At 71.0% G+C, this 18,076-nt stretch carries 17 protein-coding genes; 9 read left to right on the top strand and 8 right to left on the bottom strand.

Annotation, left to right across the window (positions count from 1 at the left end):
- Window positions 1–6 precede the first annotated feature (6 nt).
- Entirely contained in the window at window positions 7–1,761 is a 1,755-nt protein-coding gene (locus tag ABGA98_RS32305; protein ID WP_347622187.1) for a glycoside hydrolase family 15 protein, read from the bottom strand.
- A gap of 105 nt (window positions 1,762–1,866) precedes the next feature.
- A complete protein-coding gene (locus tag ABGA98_RS32300; protein WP_347622186.1) occupies window positions 1,867–2,469 on the bottom strand; it encodes a hypothetical protein in 603 nt (200 codons plus the stop codon).
- Between the two features lie 63 nt (window positions 2,470–2,532).
- On the opposite strand from ABGA98_RS32300, the gene ABGA98_RS32295 reads away from it, so the two are divergent.
- A complete protein-coding gene (locus ABGA98_RS32295; RefSeq protein ID WP_347622185.1) occupies window positions 2,533–3,963 on the top strand; it encodes a PLP-dependent aminotransferase family protein in 1,431 nt (476 codons plus the stop codon).
- A 7-nt stretch (window positions 3,964–3,970) separates the two neighbouring features.
- Here the strand turns inward: ABGA98_RS32295 and ABGA98_RS32290 are convergent, their stop codons facing one another.
- Both ABGA98_RS32290 and ABGA98_RS32285 read right to left on the bottom strand, forming a co-directional pair.
- Window positions 3,971–4,579 carry a trimeric intracellular cation channel family protein gene (locus ABGA98_RS32290; protein WP_347622184.1) on the bottom strand — a complete coding sequence of 203 codons (609 nt, stop codon included), beginning with the start codon at window positions 4,577–4,579 and terminating at the stop codon, window positions 3,971–3,973.
- An 11-nt stretch (window positions 4,580–4,590) separates the two neighbouring features.
- Window positions 4,591–6,087: an oligopeptide:H+ symporter gene (locus ABGA98_RS32285; protein WP_347622183.1), complete on the bottom strand. Its 1,497-nt coding sequence runs from the start codon at window positions 6,085–6,087 to the stop codon at window positions 4,591–4,593.
- 134 nt (window positions 6,088–6,221) lie between these two features.
- Here ABGA98_RS32285 and ABGA98_RS32280 point away from each other — a divergent pair, with 134 nt between their 5' ends.
- The 3 genes from ABGA98_RS32280 to ABGA98_RS32270 all read left to right on the top strand — a co-directional run bounded on the left by ABGA98_RS32280 (window position 6,222) and on the right by ABGA98_RS32270 (window position 9,681).
- Window positions 6,222–8,063, top strand: coding sequence for a long-chain fatty acid--CoA ligase (locus tag ABGA98_RS32280; RefSeq protein ID WP_347622182.1), 1,842 nt, complete (start codon window positions 6,222–6,224; stop codon window positions 8,061–8,063).
- 104 nt (window positions 8,064–8,167) lie between these two features.
- Window positions 8,168–9,025 carry a hypothetical protein gene (locus tag ABGA98_RS32275; RefSeq protein WP_347622181.1) on the top strand — a complete coding sequence of 286 codons (858 nt, stop codon included), beginning with the start codon at window positions 8,168–8,170 and terminating at the stop codon, window positions 9,023–9,025.
- A gap of 152 nt (window positions 9,026–9,177) precedes the next feature.
- The gene (locus ABGA98_RS32270; protein ID WP_347622180.1) at window positions 9,178–9,681 is read left to right on the top strand and encodes a hypothetical protein; all 504 of its coding nucleotides are present in this window, start codon (window positions 9,178–9,180) and stop codon (window positions 9,679–9,681) included.
- Between the two features lie 74 nt (window positions 9,682–9,755).
- Here the strand turns inward: ABGA98_RS32270 and ABGA98_RS32265 are convergent, their stop codons facing one another.
- Window positions 9,756–10,403: an NAD(P)H-binding protein gene (locus ABGA98_RS32265; protein WP_347622179.1), complete on the bottom strand. Its 648-nt coding sequence runs from the start codon at window positions 10,401–10,403 to the stop codon at window positions 9,756–9,758.
- A gap of 104 nt (window positions 10,404–10,507) precedes the next feature.
- Between ABGA98_RS32265 and ABGA98_RS32260 the strand changes: the two genes are divergently transcribed.
- The 3 genes from ABGA98_RS32260 to ABGA98_RS32250 all read left to right on the top strand — a co-directional run bounded on the left by ABGA98_RS32260 (window position 10,508) and on the right by ABGA98_RS32250 (window position 13,024).
- Window positions 10,508–10,876: a helix-turn-helix domain-containing protein gene (locus tag ABGA98_RS32260; RefSeq protein ID WP_347622178.1), complete on the top strand. Its 369-nt coding sequence runs from the start codon at window positions 10,508–10,510 to the stop codon at window positions 10,874–10,876.
- Window positions 10,877–11,089: 213 nt separating this feature from the next.
- Window positions 11,090–12,079: a GTP 3',8-cyclase MoaA gene (gene moaA, locus ABGA98_RS32255; protein ID WP_347622177.1), complete on the top strand. Its 990-nt coding sequence runs from the start codon at window positions 11,090–11,092 to the stop codon at window positions 12,077–12,079.
- Between the two features lie 153 nt (window positions 12,080–12,232).
- On the top strand, window positions 12,233–13,024 hold the full coding sequence (locus ABGA98_RS32250) for an NTP transferase domain-containing protein (RefSeq protein WP_347622176.1): 792 nt from the start codon (window positions 12,233–12,235) through the stop codon (window positions 13,022–13,024).
- 299 nt (window positions 13,025–13,323) lie between these two features.
- On the opposite strand, the gene ABGA98_RS32245 is transcribed toward ABGA98_RS32250, so the two are convergent.
- Window positions 13,324–13,638, bottom strand: coding sequence for a DUF3099 domain-containing protein (locus tag ABGA98_RS32245; protein WP_347622175.1), 315 nt, complete (start codon window positions 13,636–13,638; stop codon window positions 13,324–13,326).
- A 99-nt stretch (window positions 13,639–13,737) separates the two neighbouring features.
- On the opposite strand from ABGA98_RS32245, the gene ABGA98_RS32240 reads away from it, so the two are divergent.
- Window positions 13,738–13,950, top strand: coding sequence for a dodecin (locus tag ABGA98_RS32240; RefSeq protein WP_347622174.1), 213 nt, complete (start codon window positions 13,738–13,740; stop codon window positions 13,948–13,950).
- Between the two features lie 441 nt (window positions 13,951–14,391).
- On the opposite strand, the gene ABGA98_RS32235 is transcribed toward ABGA98_RS32240, so the two are convergent.
- Window positions 14,392–15,747, bottom strand: coding sequence for a metallopeptidase TldD-related protein (locus tag ABGA98_RS32235; RefSeq protein ID WP_347622318.1), 1,356 nt, complete (start codon window positions 15,745–15,747; stop codon window positions 14,392–14,394).
- 62 nt (window positions 15,748–15,809) lie between these two features.
- Entirely contained in the window at window positions 15,810–17,303 is a 1,494-nt protein-coding gene (locus ABGA98_RS32230; protein ID WP_347622173.1) for a TldD/PmbA family protein, read from the bottom strand.
- Between the two features lie 77 nt (window positions 17,304–17,380).
- On the opposite strand from ABGA98_RS32230, the gene ABGA98_RS32225 reads away from it, so the two are divergent.
- Window positions 17,381–18,076, top strand: coding sequence for a beta-ketoacyl-ACP reductase (locus ABGA98_RS32225; RefSeq protein WP_347622172.1), 696 nt, complete (start codon window positions 17,381–17,383; stop codon window positions 18,074–18,076).

Here is an 18,076-nt window from a genome sequence, read left to right as displayed (position 1 = left end):
GTGCGCCTATGTCAGGGCGCGGGCGGCGTGCACCAGAGGCACGTGGCTGAACGCCTGCGGGAAGTTGCCCACCAGGCGGTGGTAGCGGGGGTCGTACTCCTCCGCGAGCAGGCCCACGTCGTTGCGGAGCGACAGCAGGCGCTCGAACAGGTTTTTCGCCTCGTCCTTCCTGCCCTGCATCGCCATCACCTCCACCAGCCAGAAACTGCAGGCCAGGAACGCGCCCTCGCCGCCGGGCAGGCCGTCGACGTCGTTGTCCTCGGCCAGCGGGTAACGCAGCACGAAGCCCTCGGACATGAGCTCCTTCTCGATCGCCGCCACCGTGCCCGCCATGCGCGGGTCGTCGATCGGCAGGAACCCGACCATCGGCAGCATCAGCAGGGCCGCGTCCAGCTCCATCGACCCGTACGACTGGGTGAAGGTGTTGCGCGTCTCGTCGAAGCCCTTCTCGCAGATCTCGGCGTGAATGTCGTCGCGCAGGGCCCGCCACTTCTCCACGGGACCCGTACGGCCGAACCGCTCGACGTATTTGACGGCCCGGTCGAGCGCCACCCAGCACATCACCTTGGAGTGCACGAAGTGCCGGCGCGGCCCGCGCACCTCCCACAATCCCTCGTCGGGCTCGTCCCAGTGCTCGGTCACGTAGTCGAGCAGCTGCCGCTGGATGGCCCACGCCCGGTCGTCGGGGGACAGGCCGCGCTCGCGGGCGACGAACAGGGAGTTCATCACCTCGCCGTACACGTCGAGCTGCAGCTGCTTGACCGCCTCGTTGCCGATGCGCACGGGGCGGGAGTCCTCGTAGCCGTCGAGCCAGTCGAGGCGCAGCTCGGGCAGCCGCCGCTCGCCCGCGACGCCGTACATGATCTGCAGGTCCTGCGGCCGCCCGGCGATGGCGCGCAGCAGCCAGGCACGCCAGTCGGCGGCCTCTTCGAGGTAGCCGGACGAGATGAGCGCGTCGAGCGTCAGCGTCGCGTCGCGCAGCCAGCAGAAGCGGTAGTCCCAGTTGCGCACGCCGCCGAGGTCCTCGGGCAGCGACGTGGTGGGCGCGGCGACGATGCCGCCCGTCGGCGCGTAGGTGAGCGCCTTCAACGTGATCAGCGACCGCGTCACGGCCTCGCGGTAGGGGCCGTCGTAGGTGCACCGCGCCACCCACTCCGCCCAGAACGCCGCACTCTCGGCGAGTTGTTCCTCGCACGCGATCTGCGGCGGCATCGGCTCGTGCGACGGGTGCCAGGTGAACACGAACGGCAGCCGCTGGCCCTCCTCGACGGTGAACGTCGCCCGGTGGGCGTAGTCGCCGCCCTTCAGCGGCACGGGGGCGTGCAGCCACACGGAGTCGGGACCGCCGACGGCCTGGAGGTGACCGTCGGTCCTGCGCACCCACGGCACGATCCGGCCGTAGTCGAAGCGCACCCTGACCACCGTGGACATCTCCACCGTGCCGGACACGCCCTCGACGATGCGTACGACGTCGGGGTTCTTGTCGCGGGGAGGCATGAAGTCGATCACGCGGACGGTGCCCGTCGGAGTGTCCCACTCGCTCTCCAGGATGAGCGTGTCGGGACGGTAACGTCGCCTGGTGGCCGGTTTCCTGCCGGTGGGCCCGAGCCACCAGTGGCCGTGGCGCTCGCTGCCCAGCAGCGCCGCGAAACACGCCGGCGAGTCGAACCTGGGCAGGCACAACCAGTCGATGGAGCCGTCCCTGGCCACCAGCGCGGCCGACTGCATGTCTCCGATCAGGGCATAATGCTCGATCCGCATGCCTAGACGCTACCGGAACCGTCCGCGGTGGACCGGCCTCGTGCCGTCCGGGTGATCCGTGACCGGGCCGGATCATGTCGCGTCATGCCCGGACCGGCCACGGGATCACGTCAGCGGGAACCAGCGGGTGAACAGCTGCGTCGCCGGCCCGATGGCCAGCGCGAACACCAGCGTTCCCACGCCCACGGTGCCGCCGAGCAGCCACCCGGCGGCCAGCACGGTGACCTCGATGAGGAAACGGCCGAGTCGTACGGACAGGCCGAGCCGCATCAGCCCGGTCATGATGCCGTCGCGCGGACCCGCCCCCATCCCCGCGCCGATGTACAGCCCCGTGGCCAGGGCGATGGAGACCACCGCGAGCACGATGTACGACGCCTGCACCGCGAGGTGCCCCGGGGTGGGCAGCAGGTGGATCGACGCGTCGGCGAACAACCCCACGAACACCACGTTGCTGATGGTCCCGAGGCCCGGCTTCTGCTTCAGCGGGATCCACAGCAGCATGACCAGGGCGCCGACGATGATGATGATGGTGCCGATGGTCATCCCGGTCTTGAAGGCCAGGCCCTGGTGGAATACGTCCCACGGGCCGTTGCCCAGGCCGGACTCCACCTGGAGCCCGATGCCGGTCCCGTAGAGGGCGAGCCCGCCGTAGAGGCGGAGCAGGCGGGCGGGCAGGGACGCCACTCGGGGGGCGGTCGTATCGCTCATAGTGGACCCAGAATGGCAGGGCACCCGCTTGCCAAAACAGAACCAATCACGAAAAGTGGCCTTATGCGATACGTATCCGCGACGCAGGCCGCCAGGCTCCTCACGATCGATCCGGCCGCGCGGCCGTATTACCGCGCCCTGGCCGCCGGCGTGCGGGCACTGATCATGGACGGCCGGCTCGCCGTGCGGGTCCGCATGCCCGCCGAGCGCCACCTCGCCGAGACCCTCAAGGTCAGCCGCACCACCGTGACCGCCGCCTACGACCTGCTGCGCGAACAAGGCTACCTGGAGAGCCGGCAGGGCTCGGGCAGCTGGACGGCCCTGCCCGATCCGGCCATCACCGCGGACAACCCGTGGCTCGGCACCGACGGCGACGGCCTGATCCAGCTCCAGACCGCCGCCCCGCCCGCGCCGACGGCGCTGCGCGAGGCCATGGCGGAGGCGCTGGAAGACCTGCCGAGGTACGGCATGGGCATCGGCTACGACCCCATGGGCCTGCCGGTGCTCAGGGAGCGCATCGCCGCCGCCTACACCGCGAGAGGCCTGGCGACCAGGCCCGAGCAGATCGTCGTCACCACCGGCTCCCAGCACGCCATCCAGCTCGTGACCGGGCTGCTCGTCGGCCGCGGTGACGCCGTGATCGTGGAGTCGCCCACGTACCCGCACGCCATCGACGCGGCCCGCCGCGCCGGCGCCAGGATCGTCCCCGTCGGGATCACTCACGAAGGCTGGCAGGAGGACCTGCTGACCAGCGCCATGCGCCAGTCGGCCGGTCGCCTCGCCTACCTCATGCCCGACTTCCAGAACCCGACGGGCGCCCTCATGGACGACGCCACCCGCGCCGCCGTCGTGGGCGCCGCCCGGCGCGTGGGCACGCTGCTGCTGGTGGACGAGACCTGGTCGGAGCTGGCGCTGGACGAGGTGCCGCGCACGTCGCCGATGGGCTCGTTCGACACCGACAACCGCGTGATCAGCATCGGCTCCGCCTCGAAGCTGTGGTGGGGCGGGCTGCGCATCGGCTGGATCCGAGCCACGGCCGCGCTGGCCCGGCGGCTGGCCACGTCCCGCTCCGCCGTGGACATCGCCAGCCCCGTGATGGAGCAGCTCGCGGTGGCGCGCCTGTTCGACCGGCTGGAGGAGACGCGGGCCGAGCGCCGCCGCACGCTGCGCGCCTCCCGCGACGCGCTGGTGTCCGGGCTGCGCGAGCACCTGCCGGAGTGGACGTTCACCGTGCCGCGCGGCGGGGGCACGCTCTGGGTGCGCCTCGACCGGGGCGGCTCCACCCCGCTCGCCGAGGCGGCGGCCTGCCACGGCGTACGCCTCGCGCCCGGACCCTGGTTCGGCCTGGAAGGGACGCTCGAGGGTTACCTGCGGCTGCCGTACACCCAGCCGCCCCCGATCCTGGAGGACGCGCTCGTCCGGATCCGCGCCGCCCGCGACCACGGCGCGGCCGGTGGCTCCCGCCCGCCCGAGTCCCTCATCGCGATGGTGTGAGGGGCGCTCACTCGCCGGCTCCACGGGCCAGCGGCGCCTGCCACTTGCGGCGCATCGCCACGATGCGCAGGCCGAACGCGAGCAGGGCCGCCGCCAGCGTCACGGGCCAGCCGTGCAGGCCGTAGGAGGACAGCGCGGCCATCGTCGCCGCCCCCACCAGGGCGGGCACGGCGTAGAGCTGCCGGTCGTAGAGCAGCGTCGGAATCTGCCCGGCCAGCACGTCGCGCAGCATGCCTCCGCCCACGGCCGTGGTGATCCCCAGCACGGTGGCGTGCAGCGGGCTGAGGCCGTACTCCATGGCCTTGGCCGTGCCGACCGAGCAGAACAGGCCGAGCCCCGCCGCGTCCAGCACCAGGATGACCGGCATCACCTTCGTGACGTGCGGATGCCAGTAGAAGACGATCGCCGTCGCCACCAGCGGCACCAGCACGTAGCCGACGCTCTGGAAGGCGGCGGGCCGGACGTTGAGGATCAGGTCGCGTACGACGCCCCCGCCCAGGGCGGTGATCTCGGCGAGCATCGCCATCCCGACCACGTCGAGCCGCTTGCGCACCCCCATCAACGCCCCCGTCAACGCGAAGACGAAGATGCCTGCCAGATCGAGAATCTCGGACACGTTGACAGTGTCTACCGCATGGCGGGCTCATGATGCTCGGCCATCATCACCCGCAGCCGCCGGGTGAACATGAACAGCGCGAGTCCCGCCACGATCGCCACCAGCGCCAGCACCAGGTAGTACATCGGGTCGGACAGTACGGCGGTGAGCCGCCCCGTCTGCCCGCCGACCGCGTCGCCCACCGACACCGCGATGAACCAGACGCCGAGCATCTGCCCCTTGAACACCTCCGGCGCCAGCTTCGCCGTCACCGACAGCCCGACGGGGCTCAGCGACAGCTCGCCGAACACCTGGATCAGGTAGACCAGCACCAGCCACCACACCGACACCCTGCCCGCCCCGGCCAGCGCCGCCGCGACCGCCATGACGACGAAGCTCGCCCCCACCATGACCAGCGCGAAGCCGAACTTCTGCGGGGTGCTCACCCGCGTGCCCAGCCGCAGCCACAACGCCGCGAACACCGGTGCGAAGATCATGATGAAGAGGGGGTTGAACGACTGCGTCGTGGCCGGCTGGATCGGGATCCCGAACAGCGACAGCTCGGTGTGGTCGCGGGCGAAGAAGAGCAGCTTGCTGGGCGCCAGATCGAAGATCATCCAGAAGATGGCCGCGGCCACGAACAGCCAGATGTACGCCTTCATCCGGATCCGCTCGTCCTGCGTGAGATTGTGGCTGCCCAGCAGGATGTAGCCGAAGTACGCGACGGGCACGAGCAGGATGATCACCGTGACCACCACGGTGAACCGGTCGACCGTGAACGTGCCGGTCGCCGCCCACCCGGCCAGCAGGGCCGCCGTCGCGCCCACCGCCAGGGCGAGCAGGCGGCCGAACCTCCGGCGTTCCCCCGGCGACAGGCGAAGGCCCGGCCGCTCGCCCACGCCTCTGAGGGCCTTGCCGCCCCAGACGTACTGGATGAGGCCGAACGCCATGCCTACCGCGGCGGCGCTGAAGCCGAGGTGCCAGCGGTCGCCCGCGGCTAGCCAGCCGACGACGAGGGGCGCGAAGAAGGCGCCCAGGTTGATGCCGAAGTAGAACAACGAGAACGCCGCGTCGCGGCGCGCGTCGTCGCTGTCGGAGTAGAGGCGGCCGACCATGACGGAGATGTTCGGCTTGAGCAGGCCGGTGCCGGAGATGATGAGCAGCAGGCCGAGCCAGACGAAGAACGCCGACGTCACCGGGATCGCCATGCTGATGTGCCCCAGCATGATGACGAACCCGCCCCAGAACACCGACCTGCGCGCCCCGAGGATGCGGTCGGCGATCCACCCGCCGGGCAGGGCCACCAGGTAGATGAGCGCCGCGTAGACGCCCACGACCGCCTGGGCGGTCACGGGCGACATGCCGAGGCCCTGGTGAGCGGGCGATGCGGCCAGGAACGTGGCCAGGATCGCGCGCAGGCCGTACCAGCTGAACCGCTCCCACATCTCGGTGCCGAACAGCGTGGCCAGGCCCCACGGGTGCCCGAAGAACGTCCTGCCGCCGCCGGTCATGCGCAGCCCCCCTCCCACGGCACCGAACGTAACCGAAGTCTCGCTCCAGGTGAGGGACGCGGGTGTTTCCCCGCGAGCTCTTGCCGCTACCCCGGTGGTGTGGTGCGATGCATGCCATTCATGCAAGTGAATACTGACGGGAGGCGCGCGCCATGGCCGAAGTCCTCGACGTGCGGGCGGAGATCCAGCGGCAGATCGCCGGCATGACCGTCTGCCGGCAGCTCGCCCAGGCCGCCGAGCAGCACCCCGACGCACCCGCCTACTCCGATCCCGACGGCGACGGCTGGCGCACGCTGACCTACGCGCAGGCCAGGGAGCGGGTCCTGGAGATCGCCGCCGGATTCGCCGCGCTCGGGCTCCAGGCCGGCGACACCGTGGCGCTCATGATGGTCAACCGCAGCGAGCACGTGCTCGCCGACCTGGGCGTGGTGCACGCGGGCGGGGCCGGCTGCACGGTCTACTCGACGTTCGCGCCCGACCAGATCGCGTTCGTGGCCGGCGACGTCGGGGCGAAATACGCGGTGCTGGGCGGACCGGCCGAACTGGCCCGCTGGCAGCCCGTGCTCGACCGGCTCGACGGCCTGCGCACGATCATCATGCTGGAGGGAACGCCCGACGGCGAACGTTTCCTCGCGTGGACGGACTTCCTCCGGCTCGGCCGCGAACGCCTGGCCGCCGACCCCGGCCACATCGAGACGCGCTGGCGCGCGGTCACCCCCGACGACGTGGCCACCGTGCTGTACACCTCCGGCACCACCGGCATGCCCAAGGGCGTGCCCCTGACGCACACGAACATCCTCTACGAGGCCGCCTCCACCGACCGGATGGCCTCGCTGCCCACCGAGGGCACCCAGATCTCCTACCTGACCTACGCGCACATCGCCGAGCGGGTGCTCAGCCTCTACCTGCCGCTGGTCAAGGCCTCCCACGTCTACTTCTGCACCGACCTGGCCAACCTGGGCGGCACGCTGGGGCAGGTCAGGCCGATGATGTTCTTCGGGGTGCCCCGGGTGTGGGAGAAGATGATGGCCCGCCTGTCAGCCGTGCTCGCCACCCAGCCGGAGGAGCGGCAGGCGGCCGTGCGCGCGGCCATGAAGGCCGGCGTCGCCTACATCGAGGCCGGCCAGTACGGCCACACCGTCACCCCCGAGATCCGGTCGGCCTACGAGCAGGCCGACGCCTCCCTCCTGTCGGTCATCCGCGGCATGATCGGGTTCGACCGCGCCGTGTGGACCGCCACCGGCGCCGCGCCCCTGTCCGCCGAGGTGCAGCGCTTCTACGCCGGGCTCGGCCTCAAGGTCATCGACGTGTACGGCATGACGGAGACGACCGGCGCGTTCACCGGCAACAGCCCCGACTGCTACCGCCTGGGCAGCGTCGGCAGGGCCGAGCCCGGCGTGGAGATCCGCATCGCCGAGGACGGCGAGATCCTCACCCGCAGCCCGCTCAACACCCGCGGCTACCTCAACCGCCCGGAGGCCACCGCCGAGCTCGTCGACGACGGCGGCTGGCTGCACACCGGCGACATCGGCACGGTCGACGGCGACGGCTTCTACCGGGTCGTCGACCGCAAGAAGGAGCTGATCATCACCGCGGGCGGCGAGAACATCTCCCCGGCGGCGATCGAGAACCATCTCAAGGAGCACACGCTCATCGGTCAGGCCCTCGCCTACGGCGACAACCGCCCGCACCCGGTGGCGGTGCTGACCCTCGACGGCGAGGTCGCGCCGGGCTGGGCGCGGGCGCGCGGCATCACGTTCTCCTCGCTCGCCGAGCTGGCCGGGCATCCCGAGGTGCTCAAGGAGGTGGAGGCCGCGGTCGAGGCCGCCAACTCCAAGCTCGCGCAGGTGCAGCAGGTGAAGAAGTGGGCCCTGCTCGGGGTCGAGTGGACCGCCGAGACCGAGGAGCTCACCCCGAGCCTCAAGCTCAAGCGGCGCGTCGTGCACCAGAAGTACGCCGACGTCATCGAAGGGCTCTACACCGGTCCCCGCTGAGCGGGCGGGGCGCGCCCGGCGGACGGGCCGCTCCGAGCGGTTTTGCCAATCGGGGCGTGTGTTGTGGTCCTGGTCATGACCGGCGGGTTCCTACCGTCTCGCTCATGACCAGAAGCCTTCTTCTCGTCTCGCTCGCGGCGGGATCGCTCACAGCGGGGTCGCTCATGGCGCCCGCGCCCGCGACCTCCGCCGCGACCGAGCTCGCCATCCGATCCATCACCGTACGTCCAGCGGAGCCCGTCGTCGGGCCGAAGGGCTCCGTCCGCCTGGTGATCGACGTGATCGCCCGGGGGACACGGGGCAAGCACGGCGTCTCCGTCAAGGTCGAACCCGGCTCCCCGCCGGCCCCGGCGCTCAGCTCGAAGACCCCGGCCCAGGACACGCCTGCGGCCACGCCGTCGCCGAAGGTCTCCGGGGCCCCGCGGCTGGCCTCCGGCGCCGAGCCCGCCGCGGACCTCCCGCCGATGATGGCGTGGCGGGCAGGCTCGCCCGCCGCATCGCCCTCGGCGGCCGAGGGCTGGGAGACCTGGCGTTTCCTGCCCGACAAGAGGCTGAACCGCTACTACCCCACGGGCACCTGGACGATCGCCGCCACCGCGACGGGCCGGGGCGGCGCGACGGTCACCGAGTACGAGTCGTTCCAGTTCAGGCGTGACACGAAGCTCGCCTCCGTGCGGGTGGACGGGACGGCGGGCGGAAAGGTACGGCTGCGGGGTTCGCTGACCAGGGTCGATCCGCGCGGTCTCACCGATTACGGGCCGTTCGCCAGGCAGACGATGGAAATCCTCTGGCGCGCCGATGAGTCCTCGGACTGGGAGCGCATCGGGGAGGTGCGTACCGACGCCGCCGGTTCGTTCGCCACGACGGTCTCGGGCCGTACCGGGGGATTCTGGCGCGTCCGCTATCCCGGAACAGGACACTACGCATCAGACATCTCCAAAGCCCAACAAATCACGCAATAGTGCAGCAAACATAAATAATTCCGCGCATGGCCTAAACCGCTGTTGCAGAATCGTGATCAATTACGTCGCAACTTTTCTTTACCCTTACGCGTCATTGGCCAATGACGTGCCCCGTCCCGGGGTGCGTTTCAGACGGGGAAGGAATTCCGATTGTGAAGATGCGACGTCTCGCCGCCGGCCTGGCGGCGGCCGCCCTGGGCGCGACGATGGTGGCCACCGCCGCCTCGCCCGCGCTCGCCGACCCGGGCATCGACCCGGTCGCGGGCGGGCACACGAGCCTGAAGTTCGACGCGAACCCGGAGCCCGCCTGGCGGGGCCGCCCCATCACCCTTGAGGGCAAGCTCTCCGTCGAGTGCGACAAGGACTACATCAGCGGTCTCGTCTCGGTGCACCACGCGGACCACTGCAAGAGCTCCGAGCGCTGGCACCGTCTGGCCTGGAAGCGGATCACGATCCTCTTCCAGCCGGCGGGCAGCGGCACGTGGGAATACGTCGAGACGGTCAGGACCAGCCGCAGCGGCTACTTCCACACGAAGGTGCCGGCTCGCACGTCGGGCACCTGGCGCGCGGTCTTCAAGGGCGCCAGGTGGCTGGACGGCGCCGAGGGCACGGACTGGGTCCGGGTCATCGGCCACCGCCACCGCCACCACCACTAGTCACACCCCGGACGCCCGGCCTCATCAGGCCGGGCGTTCGGCATGTGCGCCCGGCGACCGCCGCCCCGGGCGGCTCAGTACGACACGGCCACCTGGACCCGGCGGTGCCGGGGCGTCTCGGCCTCGTCCACCAGGGCGGCCGCGAGGTCGGCGTACGCGAACGCGGGATCGCCCTCGGCGGACGCCGGCACCTGCCCGCCCCCGACCCGGTAACGGCCCGTCCTCCCCGCCTGCTCGTCCAGGAAGACCGGCGGCGGCGCCAGCACCACCCAGTCCAGCGCCGACTCCTCGAACACCGCCAGCTCCGCCGCGTGCCCCAGCGAGAACGCGCGGGCGTCGGCGGGGAAGCCGGGCGTGTCCACGAGCCGGACCCCGGGTGAGACCTCCAGCAGGCTGCCGACGCCCAGCGCGACCAGGCGCGACACCCCGGCCCGCGCCAGCCCGTCCACCAGGGCGTGCGAGGCCGCCGTGTAGAACTCCTCCGACGGCATGTCCAGCCTGGCCGTGACCTGGATCGCCACGTCGTGACCCGCCGCCACCGCCGCCACCCGGTCGGCGTCGGTGACGTCCCCGGCGACCACCCGTACGTTCTCACCCGGCAGATCCGGATATTTGGCGGGATCCCGCACCACGGCCGTCACTTCATGCCCGCGCCCGGCCGCCTCCGCCGCCACCCGCGTCCCGGCCCGTCCACCGGCGCCGAACAGCACGAACCTGCTCATCGTCCACCCTCCGTTCTCCCGGCGACCGGACTCCCCGGCCGCCGGGAGAACGGTAGAGGGCGGGACCTCGCTTTCCGCAACGATAGTTACCTACGATGACGGGCATGGCCGACCCTCTCGATCCGGACATGTTCTACGGATGCCCTCCGACCGCCGCCCCCATCCGGATCGGCGACAAGTGGACCGCCAAGATCATCCGGTGTCTCGAACTGGGCCCGCGGCGCTTCACCGAGCTCCAGCGGCCGCTGCGCGGCATCACTCCCAAGGTGCTCACCGAGTCCCTGCGCGCGATGGAACGCGACGGCCTGCTCACCAGGACCGCCTACGACGAGATCCCGCCGCGCGTCGAATACGAGCTGACCGCCCTCGGCCGCAGCCTCCTCGAGCCGATGAACGCCGGCTGCGAATGGTCCAGGAAACACCTGGCCGAGCTGATGCGCGCCCGCGAGACCTGGCACGCGGGCACGCCCTAGCCCGCCCGAACGGGCCGGAGGACGCCTGGACGGATGAGGACACCGCAGCGGACGACGCCGCCCTCGCCGGCTGAGACGGGGCACGGTTCGCGTACCGAGGAGGAATCGATCAAGATGGGCATGTGTTGTCGTGGCAAGGAGGGGCGACGGGAAGCGCCTCCCGGCATGCGTCATAGTCTGGTCCCCTGGCGAACGAACAGGAGGTGACGCCCCATGTTGCGAGACTCGTTCGGACGGGTGGCGACTGATCTGCGGGTGTCCCTCACGGACAAGTGCAATCTGCGCTGCACCTACTGCATGCCGCCGGAAGGGCTCGACTGGCTCCCCAACCCGCAGTTGCTCACCGCCGACGAGATCGTCCGCCTGGTGACGATCGGCGTCGAGCGGCTGGGCATCACCGAGGTGCGCTACACCGGCGGCGAGCCTCTTCTCAGGCGCGAGCTGGCCGACGTCGTCGCCCGCACCACCGCGCTCACCCCCAGGCCGCAGGTGTCGCTCACCACCAACGGCATCGGCCTGGCCCGCCTGGCCGGCGCGCTGGCCGACGCGGGGCTCGACCGGGTCAACGTCTCGCTCGACACGCTCGACCCGGGCACGTTCAAGCGGCTCGCGCACCGTGACCGGCACGCCGACGTGATCGCCGGGCTGGCCGCGGCCGACGAGGCGGGCCTGCGGCCCGTGAAGGTCAACGCGGTCCTCATGCGCGGCGTCAACGACCACGAGGCGGTGCCGCTGCTGCGCTGGTGCCTCGACCAGGGCTACGAACTGCGCTTCATCGAGCAGATGCCGCTCGACGCCCAGCACGGCTGGAGCCGCGAGGGCATGGTCACCGCCGACGAGATCCTCGACCTGCTGTCCGCGTCGTTCGACCTGAAGGCCGACGACCTGGAGGACCGCGGCAGCGCGCCCGCCGAACGGTTCCTCGTGAACGGCGGGCCGGCGCGGGTGGGCGTGATCGGCTCGGTGACGCGCCCGTTCTGCGGCTCCTGCGACCGGGTCCGGCTCACCGCCGACGGCCAGGTGCGCAACTGCCTGTTCGCCACCGAGGAGTCCGACCTCAAGACCGCCATGCGCGCGGGCGCGTCCGACGACGAACTGGCCGAGAAGTGGGTGGCGGCGGTCGCGCGCAAGCGTGCCGGGCACGGCATCGACGACCCGTCCTTCCTCCAGCCCGCCCGCCCCATGTCCGCCATCGGCGGCTAGCCCCGGCGACGCGACCGGTGGCGGATCTCCATGGACGCCAGGACACGAGCCGCCGCGCCCGGGGCCCCGGAGGCCCCGCTGCCCGTGCACCCGGTGGGGTGCGGGCGGAGGACGTGGTGAGGTGCGGGACGCTTTCGAGCTGGGGGTGAGGGCGTGGACTTCGACGCGGTGATCCTGGCCGGGGGAGCGGCGCGCAGGCTGGGCGGAGCGGACAAACCCGGCCTGACCGTTGGCGGACGTACCCTGGTCGAGCACGTGGTCGCGGCCGTCGCGGGCGCCAGGAAGACGATCGTGGCCGGCCCCGAGCGTGCGATCCCGGGCGTCGTGTTCGTCAGGGAGGACCCCCCGCGCGGCGGCCCCGTGCCCGCGCTCGCCGCCGGCCTGGACGAGGTCACCGCGCCGTGGGTGGTGCTGCTCGCCGGTGACCTGCCCTTCATGACGGCGGCCCACGTGGCGGCCATGCTCCGGGCGGCCGAGCCGTCGGGCGGGGTCGTGCTGGTGGACGCGGGAGGGCGCGAACAGTGGCTGGCCGGCGCGTGGCCGGCCGCCGAACTGAAGGCGGCTCTCGCGGACTATCGGGGACGCTCGCTCAAGGGCCTGCTGGGCCCGCTCGTGACGGTGCGCCTGGCGCTGCGCGGGCGGCCGTGGTTCGACTGCGACACAATGGACGATCTGGAGGAGGCTCGTATGAACGTGCTCAACGAATGGACCGCCCTGGCCTGCAAGGAACTCGGCATCGACCCGGCCACCGTGGACCGTGACCTGATTCTCGACCTGACCAAGGAGGTCGCCCACGGGGTCGCCAGGCCGGCCGCGCCCCTGACCGCCTATCTGCTCGGGCTCGCCCAGGGCGCCGGCACCGCACCCGAGGACGCGGTGGCCAAACTGATCACATTGGCGAAAAACTGGTCGCAGGCGACCACCGAGACGTTGACCGACGACTGACACTCGAACGAACTGTTGAAGTCAAGCCCCTGCTCCCTGAAAGTTCCCTGTGAATTATGGGCAGGAGGGGTGTAAACGATTTCGGGAAAGCGGCCCTATCCGACTCGCCCGACGGCGCCGCACTGATCAAAAACTTCCGGAAAGGGGCGACGCCGGGTGGTTACGGGGGCAAACCACCCGGCGTCGCTTCATCGGCGTTCCGACGGGGGCCCGGAACGCCGGCACCAGCACTCCGACGGGGGACCGGAGCGCTTGGCTAAAGCGTACACCTACAACCCATGGGATGCGTCAAGACTTAGTCACGACCCGATCTCGCGTCGATGCAGCGGTATCTCGGTTTGGTTAGCCTCCGGCGACTGAAAGGTAGGAGGCGGGACAGCCTGGCCCCTCTCATTGGCCCCGATTACGGCTATGTATGGCAAAAAGATCGCGCCGGCGATGAACAGCAGCCGGTACGGCCACGGAAGCGGCACCACGACCGCCAGGATCAGGCAGATCGTCCGGATGCCCATCTTGATGAGGTAGCTGACCTCACGTTTGCGGATGTCCGCGGTCAGCGACGGCCTGGCGTCGGTGACGGCGTGGACATCCGGCTTCTTGCGCCACCCCTTCATACCCTCCACGGTAGACCTCGGATGGGCAGGGCGCGACGGCGCCCCCGGGCGTGGACGCAGGTCATGCGACCATGGCCTTCGAGTAAGGAGGATGGGGAGATGACGGACCGTACGTACCGGGTCACCGAGATCGTCGGCACCTCGGGGGAGAGCCTCGACGAGGCGATCCGCAACGGCCTCAGGAGGGCCTCACAGACGCTGCGCCACCTCGACTGGTTCGAGGTGACGGAGATCCGCGGCCACCTCGACGCCGGCGAGGTCGCGCACTTCCAGGTCGGCATGAAGGTGGGCTTCCGCCTGGAAGACGCCTGAGCGCCGGGCGCCACCGGCTGGATCGGCCCACGTGAACGGTGAGTTCCGCATCCTGCTCGTGTGCACGGCGAACATCTGCCGTTCCGCCATGCGGAGGTCATCACCAGGGCGATGCTCGCCGGCACGGGCCTGCCCGCCGCCGTCGCGGTCGGGCTCGACCCGGCCGCCGCGCGGAAGACGTTCACGCTGCCCGAGTTCGCCGCGCTCGCGGCGGGCACGGAGCAGCCACCACCGATCCGACACCGCGCAACGCGCGGGCGATCGTCGAGTCGGCCGCCGGGCGGCGCCGCCGGCGGCCCGCGCCCGACGTGCGCGATCCCTACGGAGGCCCGCCCGAGGGCTACGACACGTGCGCGAAGGCGCTCGGCGAGTCGCTCGGCCACACCCTGGGCGCCCTGCTGGGCCCCGCTGAGTCCGCCCGCCGCCTGCGGGCGGCGCGGGTCAGCTCGCCTGGCTCACCGTGGACATGTTGAAGTCGGGCACCCGCACCGGCGGCATGACCGTGTTCTGGAAGTAGTCGCCCCACTCCCTCGGCAGCGTGCGCTCGCTCGCCCCCACCTCAGCCAGCCTTCCCAGCAGGTCGACCGGGCTCTCGTTGAAGCGGAAGTTGTTCACCTCGCCCACGATCTCGCCGTGCTCCACCAGGTAGACGCCGTCACGGGTCAGCCCGGTCAGCAGGAGCGTCTGGGGGTCGACCTCGCGGATGTACCACAGGCACGTGACCAGGAGCCCGCGCCTGGTGGAGGCGATCATCTCGTCCAGCGACCTGCCGTCACCGGGACCCGACATGATCAGGTTGTCGATCCCCGGCGTCACCGGGAGCCCGCTCAGCCCCGCCGAGTAGCGGGTCTGCAGCAGCGCGTCGAGACGGCCGTCGGTGATCCAGCCGGTCGGCTCCAGCGGCAGCCCGTTGTCGAAGACCGAGCTGTCCCTGCCGGAGGCGTGAGCCGCCACGAACGGCGCGCACCCGATGCCCGGCGCCCCCGGGTCGCTCGACAGCGAGACGGGCAGCGTGGCCAGCTGCTCGCCCACCCGGGTGCCCCCGCCGCGCCTGGCGAACACCGAACGCCCGTCGAGCGCGTCGCGGGCGCCCGACGACCAGTACATGTAGATCATCAGGTCGGCCACCGCGCTCGGCGGCAGCAGTGTCTCGTAGCGGCCCGCGGGCAGGTCGACCCGCGTCTTGGCCCACTCCAGCCGCTGCGCCAGCGTGGACCCGAGCGCCGCCACGTCGACGTCGGTGAAGTCGGGTGTCGACACGCCGGTCCACGCGGAACGCTTCATGTCGTCGGACTTGGCGTTGAGCTCGACCTTGCCGGCCGGCTGGTCGTGGCGCAGCCGCAGCCCCGTGGACGAGCCGAGGAAGGTCGTGGTCACCTTGTGCTGGGCGAACCCGTACAGCTTGCCTCCGGCCGCCTCCGCGGCGGCGAACGCGTCGCCGAGCGCGGGGGCGAACGCCCCGAACACCCCGATGTCGGTCGGGCGTACCGGCTCGCTCCAGTCAGGCGAGGCGGGGACGCCCGCCACGAGGTCACGGGCGTCCTCGGCGGGCTGGGCCTCGCGAGCCGCCGCGTCGGCCGCCGCCACCACACCGGCGAGCTGGTCCTCGCGTACGGCGGACCGCGACACCACCCCGACGCCCTGCCCCGCGATCGAGATCACGGTCAGCCGCGCCGAGCGGGCGACGCCGTTCGTGGTCAGCGTGTTGCCCGCGAAGCGCAGGTTGGCCGTGGACCCCTCGTCCACCAGCACCACGCAGCCGTCATTACGGGAGATCTCCAGCGCCCTCTCCACCATCTCCTGAGGGGAGACGGGGCTCTCCACCGACCCGTGCCCGCCGGTCAGCTCGCCGCGCTCGTTCACTTGCCGCCCTCCTGCACCGTGTTGAGGATCCGCACGCCCCTGAAGAGCGCCGCCGGACAGCCGTGGCTGACCGGCGCGATCTGCCCCGGCTGGCCCTTGCCGCAGTTGAACGCACCGCCGAGCACGTAGGTCTGCGGCCCGCCCAAGGCCTCCATCGACTGCCAGAAGTCGGTCGTCGTCGCCTGGTAGGCGAAGTCCCTGACCTGACCGGCCAGCTTCCCGTGCGAGATCTTGTACGCCCGCTGCCCCGTGAACTGGAAGTTGTAGCGCTGCATGTCGATCGACCAGCTCTTGTCGCCGACGATGTAGAGGCCCCGCTCGACGCCCGCGATGAGCTCGTCGGTGGAGGGCCCGCCGGGCGCCGGCACCAGCGACACGTTGGCCATGCGCTGGATCGGCATGTGACCGGGGGAGTCGGCGAACGCGCAGCCGTTGGACCGCCCGAACCCCTTCATCAGCGCCATCCGCCGGTCGAGCTGGTAGCCGACCAGGATGCCGTCCCTGACGATGTCGAAGCTTTGCCCCTGCACGCCCTCATCGTCGTAGCCGATCGTGGCCAGGCCGTGCGTGACCGTGCGGTCGCCGGTCACGTTCATCAGCGGTGAACCGTAGACCAGCTCGCCCAGCTGGTCGAACGTGGCGAAGCTGGTGCCGGCGTAGGCCGCCTCGTAGCCGAGCGCCCGGTCGAGCTCGGTCGCGTGGCCGATGGACTCGTGGATCGTCAGCCACAGGTTGGACGGGTCGATCACCAGGTCGTGGTCCCCGGCCTCGACCGAGGGCGCGGCCAGCTTCTCCGCCAGCAGCTCGGGCAGCCTGGCCAGCTCGCCCTGCCAGTCCCAGCCCGTGCCCGTCAGATATTCGTAGCCCCTCCCGACCGGCGGCGCGAGGGTCGACATGTCGTCGAACCCGCCCTCGGCCGCTTTCATCGCGTTGAGCCTGGGGTGCACCCGCACCCGCTGCTGCGTGGTGACCGTGCCGGCCGTGTCGGCGTAGAACTTCTGCTCCTTGACCTGCAGCAGCCGCGCCGAGACGTGGTCGGCCCCCTTCAGCAGCCCGGCCGACCAGTCGGCCAGCAGGGCCACCTTGTCGGCCGGCGCCACCTCGAACGGGTCGACGTCGTACGCCGACACCCACACGGTGTCGGCGTGCACCGGCTCCGGGGCCAGCTCGATGGGCTCCCTGTTGATCGGGGCGCTCACCTCCGCCACCCGCACCGCCTGCTCGGCCACGGCCGCGGCGGCCTCAGGGGCCAGGTGGATGCCGGCCGCGAACCCCCACGTGCCGCCCTTCACGACGCGCACGGCGTAGCCCAGGTCGTCGGCGTCCATGGAGCCTTCGAGCCGGGCGTCATAGAGACTCAGCGTCTCGGCCCTGACGCGTTCGAGCCGGAAGTCGGCGTGTTCGGCGCCGAGGTCGCGGGCACGTTGCAGGGCGGCGTCCGCGAGCTGCCGCAACGGCAGCTCCAGGAAGTCGGGATCGATCTGGCGCATGTCCACGATCCTAACCCTGCGATCTTGTGTCACCCGGACAAGCGCATACCCGCCGGTAGGAGATAGCGTCAGGTGTCATGGCACGCTCTGTACTCGTCACCGGAGGCAATCGCGGCATAGGCCTCGCGATCGCCCGTGAACTCTCCGCGGCAGGCGACGCCGTCGCGGTCACCTACCGCTCAGGGGAGCCGCCCGAGGGCCTGTTCGGCGTGCGCTGCGACGTCACCAGCATGGCCGACGTCGAGGCCGCCTTCGACAAGGTGGAGGCCGAGCACGGCCCGGTCGAGGTCGTCGTCTCCAACGCCGGCATCACCAAGGACACCTTGCTGGCGATGATGCAGGAGGAGACCTTCACCGACGTCATCGACGCCAACCTCACCGGCGCCTACCGCGTCGCCAAGCGGGCCATCAGGCCCATGATGCGGCTCAAGCGCGGCCGGATCGTCCTCATCTCCTCGGTCATCGGCATGAGCGGCCAGGCCGGGCAGGCCAACTACGCCGCCTCCAAGGCCGGCCTCATCGGCTTCGCCCGCTCCATGGCCCGCGAATACGGCTCGCGCAACATCACGGTCAACGTCGTCTCGCCCGGCTTCGTCGCCACCGACATGACGGCCGACCTCGACCAGGAGCAGATCCTGGCGCGCATCCCGCTCGGGCGCCAGGCCACCCCCGAGGAGGTCGCGCGCGTCGTGCGCTTCGTGGCGAGCGACGACGCCTCCTACATCACCGGGGCCGTGATCCCCGTCGACGGCGGACTCGGAATGGGGCACTGA

The sequence above is a fragment of the Nonomuraea sp. B1E8 genome (genome assembly GCF_039871515.1).
Classification (GTDB): Bacteria; Actinomycetota; Actinomycetes; order Streptosporangiales; family Streptosporangiaceae; genus Nonomuraea.
Note: the sequence above shows the minus strand (reverse complement) of the source record. Positions and strands in the feature narration are given on the sequence as shown.